This is a genomic window from Corallococcus sp. CA049B, from assembly GCF_003611685.1.
GTDB classification, from domain to species: Bacteria; Myxococcota; Myxococcia; order Myxococcales; family Myxococcaceae; genus Corallococcus; species Corallococcus coralloides.
Genome location: NZ_RAWC01000021.1, coordinates 38661 through 52488, shown reverse-complemented (window position 1 = coordinate 52488; position 13828 = coordinate 38661). Strand labels below are relative to the sequence as shown.

At 70.7% G+C, this 13828-nt stretch carries 11 protein-coding genes; 3 read left to right on the top strand and 8 right to left on the bottom strand.

Annotated features, from left to right (window positions below; genetic code table 11):
* Positions 1 to 22 precede the first annotated feature (22 nt).
* The 5 genes from D7W82_RS07455 to D7W82_RS07435 all read right to left on the bottom strand — a co-directional run bounded on the left by D7W82_RS07455 (position 23) and on the right by D7W82_RS07435 (position 4698).
* A complete protein-coding gene (locus tag D7W82_RS07455) occupies positions 23 to 1264 on the bottom strand; it encodes an imm11 family protein (RefSeq protein ID WP_120617659.1) in 1242 nt (413 codons plus the stop codon).
* A gap of 12 nt (positions 1265 to 1276) precedes the next feature.
* On the bottom strand, positions 1277 to 2605 hold the full coding sequence (locus tag D7W82_RS07450; protein ID WP_120617658.1) for an AHH domain-containing protein: 1329 nt from the start codon (positions 2603 to 2605) through the stop codon (positions 1277 to 1279).
* A gap of 12 nt (positions 2606 to 2617) precedes the next feature.
* Positions 2618 to 3016: an STAS/SEC14 domain-containing protein gene (locus tag D7W82_RS07445; RefSeq protein ID WP_120617657.1), complete on the bottom strand. Its 399-nt coding sequence runs from the start codon at positions 3014 to 3016 to the stop codon at positions 2618 to 2620.
* 84 nt (positions 3017 to 3100) lie between these two features.
* Complete coding sequence (locus D7W82_RS07440) at positions 3101 to 3592, bottom strand: CinA family protein (RefSeq protein WP_120617656.1); 492 nt, start codon at positions 3590 to 3592, stop codon at positions 3101 to 3103.
* Positions 3589 to 4698, bottom strand: coding sequence for a GRAS family protein (locus tag D7W82_RS07435; RefSeq protein WP_120617655.1), 1110 nt, complete (start codon positions 4696 to 4698; stop codon positions 3589 to 3591). The genes D7W82_RS07440 and D7W82_RS07435 overlap by 4 nt, the downstream gene beginning before the upstream one ends.
* A 411-nt stretch (positions 4699 to 5109) precedes the next feature.
* Between D7W82_RS07435 and D7W82_RS07430 the strand changes: the two genes are divergently transcribed.
* From D7W82_RS07430 to D7W82_RS07420, 3 genes are all read left to right on the top strand, one after another.
* Positions 5110 to 7884, top strand: a complete 2775-nt coding sequence (locus D7W82_RS07430) for a TonB-dependent receptor domain-containing protein (RefSeq protein WP_120617654.1) — start codon at positions 5110 to 5112, stop codon at positions 7882 to 7884.
* A gap of 1 nt (position 7885) precedes the next feature.
* Positions 7886 to 9163: a hypothetical protein gene (locus D7W82_RS07425; protein WP_120617653.1), complete on the top strand. Its 1278-nt coding sequence runs from the start codon at positions 7886 to 7888 to the stop codon at positions 9161 to 9163.
* A 142-nt stretch (positions 9164 to 9305) separates the two neighbouring features.
* Positions 9306 to 9824: a hypothetical protein gene (locus tag D7W82_RS07420; protein ID WP_120617652.1), complete on the top strand. Its 519-nt coding sequence runs from the start codon at positions 9306 to 9308 to the stop codon at positions 9822 to 9824.
* Here D7W82_RS07420 and D7W82_RS07415 read toward each other — a convergent pair.
* From D7W82_RS07415 to D7W82_RS07405, 3 genes are all read right to left on the bottom strand, one after another.
* On the bottom strand, positions 9793 to 11103 hold the full coding sequence (locus tag D7W82_RS07415; protein ID WP_120617677.1) for a PAS domain-containing sensor histidine kinase: 1311 nt from the start codon (positions 11101 to 11103) through the stop codon (positions 9793 to 9795). The two genes, D7W82_RS07420 and D7W82_RS07415, sit on opposite strands and share 32 nt — an antisense overlap.
* A 68-nt stretch (positions 11104 to 11171) precedes the next feature.
* The gene (locus tag D7W82_RS07410) at positions 11172 to 12581 is read right to left on the bottom strand and encodes a sigma-54 dependent transcriptional regulator (protein ID WP_233587360.1); all 1410 of its coding nucleotides are present in this window, start codon (positions 12579 to 12581) and stop codon (positions 11172 to 11174) included.
* A 42-nt stretch (positions 12582 to 12623) separates the two neighbouring features.
* Positions 12624 to 13826 (bottom strand): ABC transporter permease, encoded by a 1203-nt coding sequence (locus D7W82_RS07405; protein WP_233587359.1) that lies wholly within the window; start codon positions 13824 to 13826, stop codon positions 12624 to 12626.
* Between the last annotated feature and the right edge of the window lie 2 nt (positions 13827 to 13828).

Below are 13828 nucleotides of genomic sequence, written 5' to 3'. Positions count from 1 at the left end.
GACTGCCTCCGGGTCTGGGCTACTACACCACGGGCTGGCGCCAGGCCTTGGACAGGTGGCCGGGGGGGGACTGGTTGAAGCGGTGGAGCAGCTCCTCCCGGCCGTGCTCCAACAGGTACGTGAGCTCCCGGGGCATCAGCGTCTTCACGGTGACGAGCCGGACCTGTCCGTCTGGCATCGTGAAGTGACCTGGGAGGACTGGAGTGTCCATGCCCAGGAGCACGGCGACTCGACCGTCTTTGGTCAGGAGCGGTTCGGGCATGCGCTCTCCGTCCACTTCCATGGAGAGGATGCCGGTCCTCGCGGGTTCGCGCAGGTGTTCGTGGCCCGCGAGCTCGTTGGCGATGCGCTCCAGCAGCAGCTGCTGCCAGCTCTTCGCCATGTTCTCCACGGGTTCATCAGTTTCGAGCGCGAGCTCCAGGCCGTAGCCAACGGAGGGCTCCACGGCAGCCACGAAGAAGTCGGAGAGCCCGTCCGTCACGAAGAGGGTGCGTCCTTCGGGCCGGTGGATGACGCGCCAGACCTGGCGCCTCGCGGGCCAGCCTCCTCCGACGACGATGGGGAGGATGGCGTCTTCGTCCAGCGTGCCCAGGGTGCGCCAGAACGCGGTGCGGGCTGTTTCTGTTCGGTCGTAGAGCACCTGGAGCTTGCGGTTGTGTTCACGCTCCTCCGGAGTGACTTCGCTGGGACCTGTGACTTCCGTGAACCTCACCCCTGTGACATTCGCGCGCTCCAACGCCTCCTTGATGTCCTCGGAGACGATGAGCGCGAGGGTCCAGCCCCAGGGACGGAACACCTTCGTGTCCCCTACTTTTGTCACGTCAATGCGCATGCCGGAAACGGCGCGATACTCGCCCACCTTCTCGGGTTGGCCGTCCTCCGGCTTCCAGTACTGCACTTCCGCCGTCTGCTGATCATCAATGCATCGGATGTTCCGGGTCGCGACGAGCAAGCAGTACGGCTCGGCCTGACCATCAACATCGACAGGGAGGATTTGCACGTCCTCTGGCGCCAGCTTCTTGAAGATGCTCGCGACTCGCTGATGCACGACAGGAGCCCCACCTACGCCCGCATGGGAGAACTCGAGCGAGGTTCCCGGGTGATAGATGGGGATCCGGAGTCGCTCCTCCACTCTCACCGGGCAGCCATCCGCGAATTGCCAGGGGTCATCGACCTCATTCCCCTGTGAGTTCCTGGGATCGTCGAGCAGCCAGCGGGTCTGGATGCCCATGTCATCGTGCAGGTCGAAGTACCGTCCCGGCATAGGGGCTCCTTGTTACTCGGTCCGAGTGACCCACTTGTTGAGCTTGCTGCCTTCTGTCCGGATCTCCAATGCCAGGGACTTCAGTCCGGTCACCAGGGCCTCTCTACATTGATTCATGCTTCGGCAGCGGCCTGTTGCCCGCAGCAAGCGCCTCAAGACTTCTCGATGGTACTCCTCGGGATGTGGCCCCCTGTGTCCCGCGATGCTGACCTTGTTCGCGGGATCATCCAGGGACATGCCCGCCCGGTCGAAGATCTTCTGGAACTGGGGCGACCAGGGCCCGCCGTTGTGCGTGGCGTCCCACCACTTGTTCGTGGCGATGTGATGTTCATGCACGTCGACCGGCGCCGGGACATTCGGCCCCTTGGCGGACATCGCCACCGCGTTGGGCGCCAGTGCAATGGTCACCTCGCCGCTTGCGGACACCGCGATGGCCGAGACCTCCGCCGCGGCCACCAGCCGGAAGCCTCCCTGCTCCGCTCCTACCAGCGCGGCCTGCGCTGAGCCCGGCAGCGTCGCGACCCGGCTCGCCAGCGTCTGCGCCGTGCTCCCCAGCGCCGCCATCGCCAGCATCACGAAGGCCCGTGCCGCCTGCTTTCCCATCACCTCGCCGTACTTCTCTCCCGCGTCCCGGACGCCGTCGAACGTCTCCGCGTCCTTCACCTCCACCGCCAGCACCCTCCAGCCCTGGATGAGACTCCACACCGTGTCCCAGCCCAGGTACGCAATCAGCGCCACTGTCAGCGTCGCCGCCACTCCCTTCGTCAGCAGCGGCTCCGGCACCAGCCACAGGCTGAAGTACACAGCTCCCGTCATCACCAGCAGCGACACCGTCGCCTCGGGGTCCACCATCCCCTCCAGCGCTTCGGCCGTCTCCTCCCACACCGAGTCCAACGCAATCCGGAAGGCCAGCGTCCGCTTGCCCTCCTCATCCAGCGTCAGCCCCCGGTCCAACAGGTGCAGGCAGTCTCCGGACAGCCGCTTGCGCACGCACCAGCGCCCGTAGGCGGCCTCCAGCTCCGTGCTCCCTTGCGCCACGCGGACTCGCCCCTGCCTCGGGTCGTCCACGGACACGACGCCCAGCGAGGCCCGCGGACGCTCCGCTCCGGGGCCCAACAGCCGGAGCGCTTCCCTTCTCGGATGCACCGACACCGGCGCTCCTCGCGCCAGCGTCCGCACCGCCTTCTCGAAGGTGTCTGCCTCCAGCGCCACGGGCCTCGTGTCCCTGCGCGGCGTGTGCTCACGCGCCCGGCCTTCTCCCGTGTCCAACCGCACCGTCCGTGACGTCGCGCAGCCCGTCACGAACAACACCCACAGCACGCACCACCCGCGCGCTGGCATGTTCGTTTCCGCTCAGCTCTGCAGCGCCACTCCCAGCTCCGCGTCTCCGTGCTTCAGCCAGGTCCTTGCCGCGGACTCCTGCCAGAAGCGGCGGAGGATCTTGTCCGTCCCGCTTCCGGACGCCACCCGGTTCAGCTGCAACGCGACGATCTGGTTCTGCACCAGCTCCGCCACCCGCGTCACCCCGGAGCGCAGCCCGTACTCCTGCACCCTCCGGATGAGGTCCGCTGCCTCCGGTGACGCCGGCCGGAACGTGCGCAGGTCCGCTTCGATCTTGATGGCCTGCCCCGCCACTTCATCCGTCGCGGCGCGCAGGTCCTCCACGAAGCGCTGCATCTCCTCCAGCCGGATGTAGCCCTCCAGCGCGAAGCTCACGATGGATTCCGCTCGGTCCACGTCGATTCGGTACATCGAGGCCCCCTTCGTGAGACTGCGTCAAACCTTCTCCTCCATCAGGCCTCCACGTGCCAACGTCCCGAGGGATGAGTCCCCTATTCAGGACTCCACTCCCACCTGCTCCAGAAGGAGGGCCAGCCCTCGCGCCGCCGCGGCCTGCCGCACCTGGCGCCGGTCCCCTTCGAACCGGTGACGCTCCACCACCGCGGCCCTCCCGCGCCGCTGCACCGCGATGAACACCAGCCCCACCGGCTTCGTCTCCGTCCCGCCTCCCGGCCCCGCGATGCCTGTCTCCGCCACCGCCCAGTCCGCCCACGAACGCTCCAACGCCCCCGCCGTCATCGCGCCCACCGCCTCCGCGCTCACCGACCCGTGCGCCTGCAACAACGCCAGCGGCACTCCCAGCTGCTCCCCCTTCGACTCGTTCGAGTACGGCACGAACCCGCGCTCCACCACCGCGGATGCTCCCGGCACCTCCGTCAGCGCCGCCGTCATCAGCCCTCCCGTGCACGCCTCCGCCAATGCCAACCGCACCCCGGCCTCACGGCACCTCGCGATGACCTTCGGCGCCAATGCCTCCAAGTCGCTCACGCGCCCTCCCCCGGCACCGCCGCCAGCACCGACACCAGCACATCGCCCCGGAAGGTGATGCCCACCGTGCCCTCCTCCACGAACAGCCCCACCGCCGGGTGCACGTCAGCCGGACACAGCGCCGCCAGCCCGCCTCTCGGCGCGAAGCCCGCGCGCTGCAACCGCTCCCACCAGGCCAGCGCCGGCTCGTGGCGCTCACACCGCTCCGACTCGTTCACCGTGCCCACGATGTCATCCACCTCCCGGCCGAAGAACCGCTTGATGGCGCGACGCTCCGCCCCCGGTATCTCCAGCGTATCCAGCAGCTGGAACACCCGGGAGAAGTGATTCCACGCGTTCTTCAATCGCTCACGTGCCGGTGCCCGGTGGTGGTCGACGTGGGGCTCGCACATCACCACGCCCACCGGGCCCAGCGACGCCAGCCTCGCCAACACCGCGTCGCGCGCCTCCAATCCCGACGTCTCCTTCTCCGCCACGTGGTGCAGCGCGAACGCCGCGTTCACCACCAGCGGCCGGCGCACGGCTCGCAACGCCGCCCATGTCGCCATGTCCAGGTCCTCCACCGGCGCCTCCAGCTTCACGAACTCGAGCGGCAGCCCCACCTCGTCCGCCACCGCCAGCACCGCGTCGCGCGCCTCCACCAGGCTCGTGCCGCTGGGATCCACCCCCACCACCGTCAGGTGCCGGGGCAGCGCGCCCGCCTTCGCCAATGCGCGCAGCAGGTTGCACTCCTGCCGCCCCTGCCCGATGCCCACGTCCAGCAGCGTCGCCTCCGCGTGTCCTCGCAGGAAATCCGCGAGCAGTGCGTTCGCCACCGCGTCCGCCGCCGACGCCAGCGGCAGGTGCTTCATCAACCGCCGGAACAACTCAATCTGTGGCGCGCTCCCATCCACCTCCGACGCCCGGTACGGATGCAGCGCCCCTGTCGCGCCCTCCAACCGGCGCGACAAGGCCGTGGCGAACACGGCGTAGTTCTCGTCCTCGGGAATGCGCTCCGCGTCCAACAACCGGTAGAGCGCAGCCAGCGCCTCCACCGCATCCATTGTTCGCGCTGACAACGCATGGTCCATCGCCCGGAGCAGCAGTTCGTCCTTCGGCGTCCGCATGCGCCCTCCCCGCGGAACCCTGGCCGTGGCTTCCGCTCGACATGAAAAAGTGTAACGACCGCTCAGGTCGCGGCTCCAGGGGGCGGCACCTCGGGACAGAGGGCCGTGCGCGTTCGCACAGCGCGCCACCCTTGGGGACGGAGTGGCGCGGCGCGGGGGGAATGGCAGGGGACTCGAGCAGCCCGGCGACTCCTGACACCGCGTCCCCTAGACTTCGCGTGAAAAGGCACCACCGGGATTCGCGTCCCGGTCCGTATGCCCTGCGTGAACCGGCTTCCGCCCCGGGCCGGGGAAGTCCTGGGCGCCTTGGGCTGAATCCATGAATGCATGCAGTGTCCCCGCCGGGCCGGAGCACTCTGGCGACAGCGCGGGTGTCACTTTTGTAGGGGGCCGGTGTTGAAGCGCCCGCCCATGTTCCTCTCCCGTGCCTTCCCCCTGGCGCTGGCGCTCCTGTCCGCCTCGACCGCCCTCGCGCAGGGCGTGCCCTCCGCCACCAGCGAACCTCGCGCCGTGGAGGTGGACGTCCACGCCACCGACGCGGGCCAGGCCCTCTCCGCCGAGGACGCCCTCCGCCTGGGCCTCTCTCCCGACGCGGGCGACACGACGCTCGTGCCTCCCAGCCTCACCGCCGATGCTCCCGCCGCGTGGCCGGAAGGCCTGGAGGGCACGCCCGGCGAAGTAGAGCTGGAGCTGCTGGTGGACGTGGAGGGCCGCGTCGCGGAGGCGAAGGTCGTGCGCGCCGCCGCCGAGCCGCGCCTCACCGACGCGGCGCTCGCCGCGGCCCCGGGCCTGCGCTTCACCCCGGCCACGTTGGGCGGCACTCCCGTGGCCGTGCGCCTGCCGTTCGTCTACCGGTTCACGCCCCCCGTGCAGCTCCCCGCCTCCACCACGCGCCTCGCCGGCGAGGTGCGCGCACGCGGCACGCGCCGCCCGCTGTCGGACGCGGCCCTCTTCCTGGACGGCGCGCTCCAGCCCACCGCCACCACGGACGCGCAGGGCCTCTTCACGGTGGACGTGTCGCCGGGCTCGCACACGCTGGAGGTCCGCGCTCCAGGCCACGCGACGACGACGTTCACGGAGACGCTGACGCAAGGGCAGACGCTCCAGGTCATCTACCGGCTCCAGCCTCGCGAGGTGAACCCCTACGAGACCGTGGTGCGCGACGAGCGCCCCCGCACGGAAGTCACCCGCATCAGCCTGCACGAACAGGAGATCCGCGAGGTGCCCGGCACGCTGGGCGACCCCTTCCGCGTGGTGATGCTGATGCCCGGCGTGGGCAGCCTCGCCTCAGGCATCAGCTATCCGGTGGTGCGCGGCAGCCAGCCCGCGGCCACGGGCTTCTTCCTGGATGGTGTGCGCATCCCGATGCTGTACCACCTGCTGCTCGGGCCCGCGGTGGTGCACCCGGACTTCATCGACACCGTGGACTTCTATCCGGGCGCGCCGCCGGTGCAGTACGGCCGCGTGCTGGGCGGCGCGGTGGAGGGGCGCCTCAGCCGTCCTCGCGAGGACCGGCTGCACTTCACCGCGTACGCGGACCTGCTCAACGCAGGCGGCTTCATCGAGCAGCCCTTCGAGTCCACCGGCACCAGCGTCAGCCTGGCGGGCCGCTTCAGCTACTCCGCGCTGCTCATCTCCCTGATGGCCAACACCGTCCAGAACTCGGAGGCGGAGCGGGTGCGCGCGGGCTTCTGGGACTACCAGGCGCGCGTCGAGCAGAAGGTGGGCCGGGGACGCCTGCGTCTGTTCGCGCTGGGAAGCTCCGACGACGTGGGCATCGCGCCGGAGCTGCTGGCAGGGGCGGAGGGCGGCGGCGTCGTGTCGCGCTTCCACCGCATCGACCTGCGCGGCACGCACCCGGTGGCGGAGGGCGAGGGCGAGGTCGGCGTCACCCTGGGCTGGGACGGCCTGGGCCTCACCGGCGAGGAGACACAAAACGCCGGGGGTACCCTCGTCCGCCAGGACGTGGGCGAGTACGGGCTGAGCCAGGTCAGCGTCGCCGCTCGCGCGGGGTGGCGGCGAGCGCTGACGCCGTCGCTCGACGTCGCCGTGGGCGCGGACGTGGAGCACCGCCGCTCCGCCACCACGCTCACCGGCACCGCGCGGCCTCCGGGCTGGCGGCCCTCCGACGACGCGGATCCGCTCAAGCGGCCCAGCGCGCTGGCCACCTTCTCCGGCGCATATGCGTCCGCCACCTGGAGGCCGTCCGACACCTGGGTGGTGACGCCGGGTCTGCGCGTGGATGCGTACCACCTGGTGCCGGGCATGACCTTCACCGCGGTGGAGCCGCGCCTGTCCGTGCGCCACTCGCTGACGGACACCCTCACGCTCAAGGGCGGCGCGGGCCTGTTCCACCAGCCGCCCACCGTGCTCGTGCACGTGCCCGCCATCGACACCGCGAGCCTGCGCTACGGCCTCCAGTCCGGCGCCCAATTCGACGTGGGCGCGGAGTGGAAGGCCTTCGAGGGGCTGGAGCTGAGCGCGGACGCGTTCTTCAACCCGCTCTCCCGCGCGGTGGAGTTCGACCTGGTGGACGTGGCGGAGAACCGCCGCCGCCGGGGCGGCCTGGGCGAGGACCCCGCCACCACCGGCTATGCCTACGGCTTCGACCTGATGGCGCGCCACCCGCTGGGCCGCCACTGGTTCGGCTGGGTGTCCTACAGCTTCCTGCAGAGCAAGCGGAAGGCGCGCTTCGGCCGCATCAGCGACGACAACCGCGTGCTGGAGACGGTGGAGGGCACGCTGCCCTTCGCCTTCGAGCAGGCGCACACCTTCAACGCCGCGCTCAGCTACAAGTTCGGCAACAACTGGACCGTGGGCACGGTGGTGCACTTCAACACCGGCCGTCCGGAGACGGGGCAGATCACCTCGCAGACCCAGCGCTGGGTGACGAACCCGGACGGCTCGACCGAATGGGTGCGGCAGGATCTGGACCGCACGCAGCGCCTGGCGCCGTTCTTCCGCGTGGACGCGCGCATCGCGAAGTCGTGGGCCTACCAGGACTTCACCCTGGATGCGTCGCTGGACGTGCTCAACCTCTCCGCGCGGCAGGAGGTGGTGGCCTACGAGTACCGCTCCGAAGGCGGCGACTACGAGAGCTCCCCCCACAAGGACGTCCGCCCCGTGCGGGTCCCCATGCGCATCCCCGTCATCCTCCCCCTCTTCGGGCTCAAGGCGACCTACTGACATGCGACGCGCACTCGTCACTTCCCTGGGACTGCTGGCCTTCACCACCGCTGGCTGCGACCGCCATCCCGAGGACCCCATCTTCGCGTACGGCCGCGCGCTCCACCGCGACGGCACGCCGCGCTCCGGCGAGACGCTGACCCTGGAGCGGCTGGAGGACGACGTCTTCACGCCGCTCACCACCGCCACCACGGAGGCCTCGGGCGACTTCACCCTGGAGCTGCTGTCCGGGGACGCCGTGCGCGAGGAGGACTACTACATGCGCTCGAACCGCCTGCGGCTGGCGCTGCCGCTGGACGCGGACGGCAGCGGCACCTTCCTCTCGTTCACGATGCAGGACGACGTGGAGCTGCCCACGCTGAAGCCGTGGGATGCGCGTCCGCTCGTGGGCAGCAGCGACCAGGGCCCCACCGTGGCCTTCCCGCCCGCGCCCCCGGCGCCTCCCGTGCCGGAGACCGGCGACACGCTGGAGCTGCTCGCCGACGACGGTTCGACGATTCCCCTGCTGCCCACCGCCCCGGAGCCCCTGCTGTGGGTCACGTCCGGCGGCGAGCTGCTCTGGCGGCAGAAGGGCACGGAGTCCCCATGGACGCCGAGCCCGTACGTGCTGGAGGACTTCGCCACGCCCCAGGTGCGGCTGCGCGCCGCCAGCATGGGCTCGTGGTTGTTCTCTCCGCTGGGCGGTGAGCCCAGCTCCGTCTATTTCCGGCAGGAATGGCGCACCGGCGCCGAACCGCTGCCCGCGGGGACGCTGCGCCCCATCAGTCGCGGCGCGACGTGCGAGCCGTCCTTTCCGGATGTCTGTCCATGGACGGATGGCCTGCTCACCCCGGTGGACTTCTGGGAGAAGGAGACCGACCCCCGCTTCCACAACGTCGTCATCACCCTGCCCCAGCCGGCCCTGCCGCGCCGCGCGGTGGTGCGAGGGCTGTACTACCTGCAAGACAGGGGCGGTAAGGATTGGCTCGTCCTGGAGGGCAGTGTTGACGGCGAACAGTGGCAATCCCTGGCGCGCGTCGTACTGCGGGACATGAGCCCGCGGGAGCAGTCCCTGCGCGATGCGACGTTCGGCCTCTACACCGAGCCTGCCGAGGGGGCATCTCCCTATGGGGACGGGATGCTCCGCCTGGGCGTCCAGGAGCCGGTCTTCCAGGACGTGCCCCTCACCCCCACCGGGCCCGTGCGCTTCGTGCGGCTCTCCGTGGAATCCCTTACCTACGGCGGAACCGCCCCACCCGCTGAGTTCTATACCCTCTCTGAATTGTCCATCTTTGAATAGTCATTACAAACAACCATCCAACCCCCGGAAGTTGCTTGTCTGGGTGGAGCCTGGGAGTCCACCCAATCAAATAAATCAAGAAATAAAGGGCGAACCGTTCTTCTCCTGCAGCACCGCTCATTCGTGCCCGAGGAGGGCTCCAATGATTGCGCTGACCTGGACGTATGGACAGCTCCTCAAGGGATTGACGGAGCGGGTGCGCCGGGTGCTGCTGGTGCAGGTGCTCATCCTGGCACCGAGCTTCGGGGTGCTGGAGCTGGACCCATGGGGTCCTTCGCACCGAGGACTTTCCCTGACACGTCTGGCGCTGTGGGGCTGCGCCGTGGGGCTGTTGTGGGCCCTGCACCGGTATGCCTTCGGGCGCACGCGCGTGGCTTCGTGGCAGCGCGTGGTGTGGGTGACGGCGCTGTGCTGGCTGGGGCAGTGGCTGGGCGGCTTCGTCGCGCTGGAGGCGTTGCCCCACTCGCTGCAGCAGTGGTCCGGGGCGCGGTGGATCCACGTGGGCTTCACGGTGCTGTTCTTCTGGGCGGCGACCGCGCTGCTCTACCGGCTGGCCGCGCCCGTGCCGGAGCCTGAAGCCGCTCCCGCCGCGCCCACGGGACCTGCGTCCATGTCCGGCAAGAAGCGCTTCACGCGCGCGGAGCGTCCAGCGGGAGCCTGAGCCTCGCGCGGCAGCCTCGGCCGTCCGTGCGGTTCTCCAGGCGCAGGCTGCCTCCGTGCGCTTCGGCGATCTGCCGGCTGAGCGCCAGGCCGATGCCGCTGCCCTGGGGCTTGGTGGTGAAGAAGGGCACGAAGAGGTTCGCGGTGTCGGCGAGGCCGGGGCCTTCATCCTCCACCCAGACCTCCACGGCGCCCGGCGCGTGCACCGCCCAGGAAACCCAGACACCGCCCGCGCCCCCTTCCGACAGGACGGCGTCCACGGCGTTGTGCACCAGGTTGATGAGCAGTTGCTCCAGCTGATCTCCATCGCCGGACACGGTGAGGACGGGGCCGGGGCGCACGGCCACGGGGCGGCGCGGCTCCAGGGCCACCACCCGCCGCACCCAGGGCTCTACTTCGACGGGCCCCAGGGTGGGTGGCGGCAGGCGCGCGAGCCGCGCGTGGGCGGACATGAAGCGGGACAGGGCTTCTGCTCTGCGGGCGATGATGCCCAGGCCGTGACGGGTGTCCTCCTCCCAGTCGGCGGGGCGCGGCACCTGGGTGACGGTGTCTTGGAGGGCGTCCGCGATGGATTGGATGGGGGTGAGGGAGTTGTTGATTTCATGGCTGAGCACGCGGACCAGCCGGCGCCAGGCCTCGCGTTCCTCCTCGCGCAATGCCAGACGCAGGTCGGTGAGCACGACCAGCTGGTGGGGCTGGCCTCCTTCGCGGAAGGTGCCTCGCCACAGCTCGTAGGGGCCGCCGTCCTGCTGCGCGAAGGCGCGCGTGAGGCGGCGGGGGGCGGGACCTTCCAGCAGGTCGCTCCAGCCGAGGGCCTCGGCGCGCTGGCCCAACAGCTGCGCGCGCGGCAGGCCCACGAGCCGGGCGCCCGCGCGGTTCACCAGCTTGAGGGTGCCGGAGGCGTCGAAGGCGAGCACCGCGACGTCGATGGCCTCCATGACCTGGCCCAGCAGGGCGCCTGCCTCCATCGCGCCCAGGCGCTGTTCGCGCAGGGTGTCCCCCAGGGCGTTGACCTCCAGGAGCACCTCGCCGAGCGGATCCCCCGCGCGTCCGCCCCTGCCGCGCACGGAGTAGTCGCCTTCACGCAGGGCGGCCAGCAGGCCCGCGACGGTGTGCAGGGGCCGCACGACGCGCTCGCGGAGCGCCAGACAGGCTCCGGCGTGGATGCCCACCACGAGCACGGACAGCGTCCAGCGCACCTTGGCGGTGAAGTCCCCCGTCCACAGGAGCGCGAGCGTCACGAGGACCGCGGGCAGGCCGGCGAGGACCGCGAGCCACATCACCCGCAGGTCGTACGGCACGCGTGCGTTCGTTTCGTGCGCGTCGTGCTCGTGCGCGGGACCGCGGCTCACCTTGCGCCCTTGATGCCGTAGTACTGGAGCCGCCGGTAGAGCGCGCTGCGCGACAGGCCCAGCGCCTTCGCGGCTTCGCTCACGTTGCCGTCATGCCGGCCGAGGGCGCGCTCGATGAGGTAGCGCTCCACCTCCTCCAGCGTCATCTCCTCCAGGCGCGCGCTCCCTCCGCCCGGGGGACCCATCCGCTTGAGCAGCAGGTCCTCCGCCTCCACGCGGTCCCCCACCGCCATCAGCAGCGCGCGCTCCACCGCGTGCTCCAGCTCGCGCACGTTGCCCGGCCACGGGTACGCGATGAGCGCCTCCAGTGCCCCCGGTGCCAGGTGGATGTTGGGGCGGCCGTAGCGCTGCCCCTGCACCGCCAGGAAGTGTGCCGCGAGCAACGGGATGTCCTCGCGCCGCTCCCGCAGCGGCGGCAGCTGCACCTCCACCGTGTTGAGCCGGTAGAGCAGGTCCTCGCGGAAGCGGCCCTCCGCCGCCGCCCGGCCCAGGTCCACGTTCGTCGCGCTCACCACGCGCACGTCCACGCGCCGCGTCCGCGACGAGCCCACCGGGTGCAGCTCTCCCGTCTGGAGCACCCGCAGCAACTTGGCCTGCTGCGTGAGCGGCATGTTCCCAATCTCATCCAGGAAGAGCGTGCCGCCGTCCGCCAGCTCGAAGCAGCCGATGCGGTCCGCCTTCGCGTCCGTGAAGGCTCCCTTCACGTGACCGAAGAGCTCGCTCTCGAAGACGCCCTCGGACAGGCCGCCGGAGTTCACCGCGACGAAGGGCCGGTCCGCGCGCGTGCTCACCGCGTGGAGGAGGCGCGCCACCACCTCCTTGCCCGTGCCGTGCTCCCCCGTCACCAGCACCGGCGCGGACGACGGCGCCACCCGCTCGATGAGCCTGCGCACCGGCAGCATCGCCCGCGACTCGCCCACCAGCGGCGAGCGCCCGCCCTGCTCGCGGCGCAGGTGCTGGTTCTCCTCCTCCAGCCGTCGGCCGCGCTTCAACGCCCGGGACAGCTCCAGCTGCGTGCGCAGCGTGGCCAGCAGGCGCGTGTTGTCCCAGGGCTTCTGCACGTAGTCGCGCGCGCCCAGGCGCATCGCCTCCACCGCGCCCTCCACGCTGCTCCACGCCGTCATCACCACCACGGGCAGCAGCGCGTCCCGCGCGCGCAGCTCGCCCAGCAGGTCCAGGCCCTCGCGCCCGGACGTGGTGTCGCGCGCGTAGTTGAGGTCCATCAACACCAGGTCCACGTCCTCCGCGTCCAGCGTGGCCTTCACGCCCGCGGGGGACTGCGCGCTCACCACGGTGTAGCCGTCGCGCTTGAGCAGCAGCCGCAGCGCCTCCAGCACGTCCGGCTGGTCGTCGGCCACGAGGATGCGGGTGGTACGAGGGGAAGAAGAAGCGGTGGGTTCGGACACGGAGGACGCCACGGTTGGGAACTGTGCCAGAAAGGAGGGAGCTCAGTCGGCCCGGAGCGCGATGATGGGGTCCACGCGCGTCGCCCGTCGAGCCGGCAGCCACGACGCCCCCAGCGCCACCCCGGTCAAGAGCAGCGCGACCCCGCCGAACGTCCACGGGTCGGCCGCCGACACGCCATACAGCAGCGACCCCAGCAGCCGCGCCAATCCCAATGACAGGCACAGCCCCACCGCGCCCGCCACCAGCGACAGCACCAGGCTCTCCGTGAGGAACTGCGCCACCAGCCGCGGCCGGCCCGCGCCCAGCGCCGCGCGGATGGACACCTCGCGGCCCCGGGACACCGCCCTCGCGAGCAGCAGGTTGGCCACGCTGGAGCACGCGACCAGCAGCACGAAGCCCACCGCGCCCCAGAGCAGCCACAGCGTCTCGCGGACGCCGCCTACGATCTGGTCCTCCAGCGGCTTCACGCTCATGGACCCGCCCCACTCCCGGTACCGGCTCACCAGGTCCGCCGGGCGCGCGTTGCCCATGCGCGCAAGGTCCGCGCGCGCGCCATCCAGCGTCATCCCCGGCTTGAGCCGCGCCAGCACGCTGAGGAAGCGGTTGCCGCGCCGGGACTCCTCCTGCTGCTCGGGCGTGGGCGCGAAGGGCAGCACCGCCTCCGTGTCCTCCGGGTAGACGGCGCCCGGGGGCAGCACGCCCACCACCGTGTGCGGCACGCCGTCCAGCCGCAGCACGCGCCCCAGCACCTCCGGGTCCTTCGCGAAGTGGGTGCGCCACGCGGCGTCCGTGAGCACGACGACCTGGTCCTGGCCCGGCGTCTCCTCCTCCTGCGTGAAGCCCCGGCCCAGCACCGGCGCGACGCCCAGCGTGGGCAGGAAGGACGCCGTGGCGACGACGACGTGCAGGCGCCGGGGTGAATCCCCACCGGTGAGCGTCTTGTCATCGGGCCGGAAGGCCGCAAGCGACGTGAAGGCCTTCGTGTGCGTGGTCAGGTCCCGGTACTCGGGGACGGAGTTCGACACCTCCTTCAGGCCGAAGGCGTCGAAGTTCGGGGCCAGCAGCACCAGCCGCTCCGGCTGGGTGAACGGCGGCGGGGTGAGCAGCACGCCCTTCACCACGCTGAACACGGCGCTGTTCGCGCCGATGCCCAACGCCAGCGTCAGCACCGCCACCGCCACGAAGCCGGGGGCGTTCCTCAGGGAGCGCCACGCGTAGCGCAGGTCGCCGAGCAGGTGTTCCATGG

Coding starts and splice junctions, on each gene's coding strand:
- D7W82_RS07455 (WP_120617659.1), bottom strand. CDS start 1,264: ATGCCGGGACGGTACTTCGACCTGCACGATGACATGGGCATCCAGACC.
- D7W82_RS07450 (WP_120617658.1), bottom strand. CDS start 2,605: ATGCCAGCGCGCGGGTGGTGCGTGCTGTGGGTGTTGTTCGTGACGGGC.
- D7W82_RS07445 (WP_120617657.1), bottom strand. CDS start 3,016: ATGTACCGAATCGACGTGGACCGAGCGGAATCCATCGTGAGCTTCGCG.
- D7W82_RS07435 (WP_120617655.1), bottom strand. CDS start 4,698: ATGCGGACGCCGAAGGACGAACTGCTGCTCCGGGCGATGGACCATGCG.
- D7W82_RS07430 (WP_120617654.1), top strand. CDS start 5,110: ATGTTCCTCTCCCGTGCCTTCCCCCTGGCGCTGGCGCTCCTGTCCGCC.
- D7W82_RS07425 (WP_120617653.1), top strand. CDS start 7,886: ATGCGACGCGCACTCGTCACTTCCCTGGGACTGCTGGCCTTCACCACC.
- D7W82_RS07420 (WP_120617652.1), top strand. CDS start 9,306: ATGATTGCGCTGACCTGGACGTATGGACAGCTCCTCAAGGGATTGACG.
- D7W82_RS07415 (WP_120617677.1), bottom strand. CDS start 11,103: ATGTGGCTCGCGGTCCTCGCCGGCCTGCCCGCGGTCCTCGTGACGCTC.
- D7W82_RS07405 (WP_233587359.1), bottom strand. CDS start 13,826: ATGGAACACCTGCTCGGCGACCTGCGCTACGCGTGGCGCTCCCTGAGG.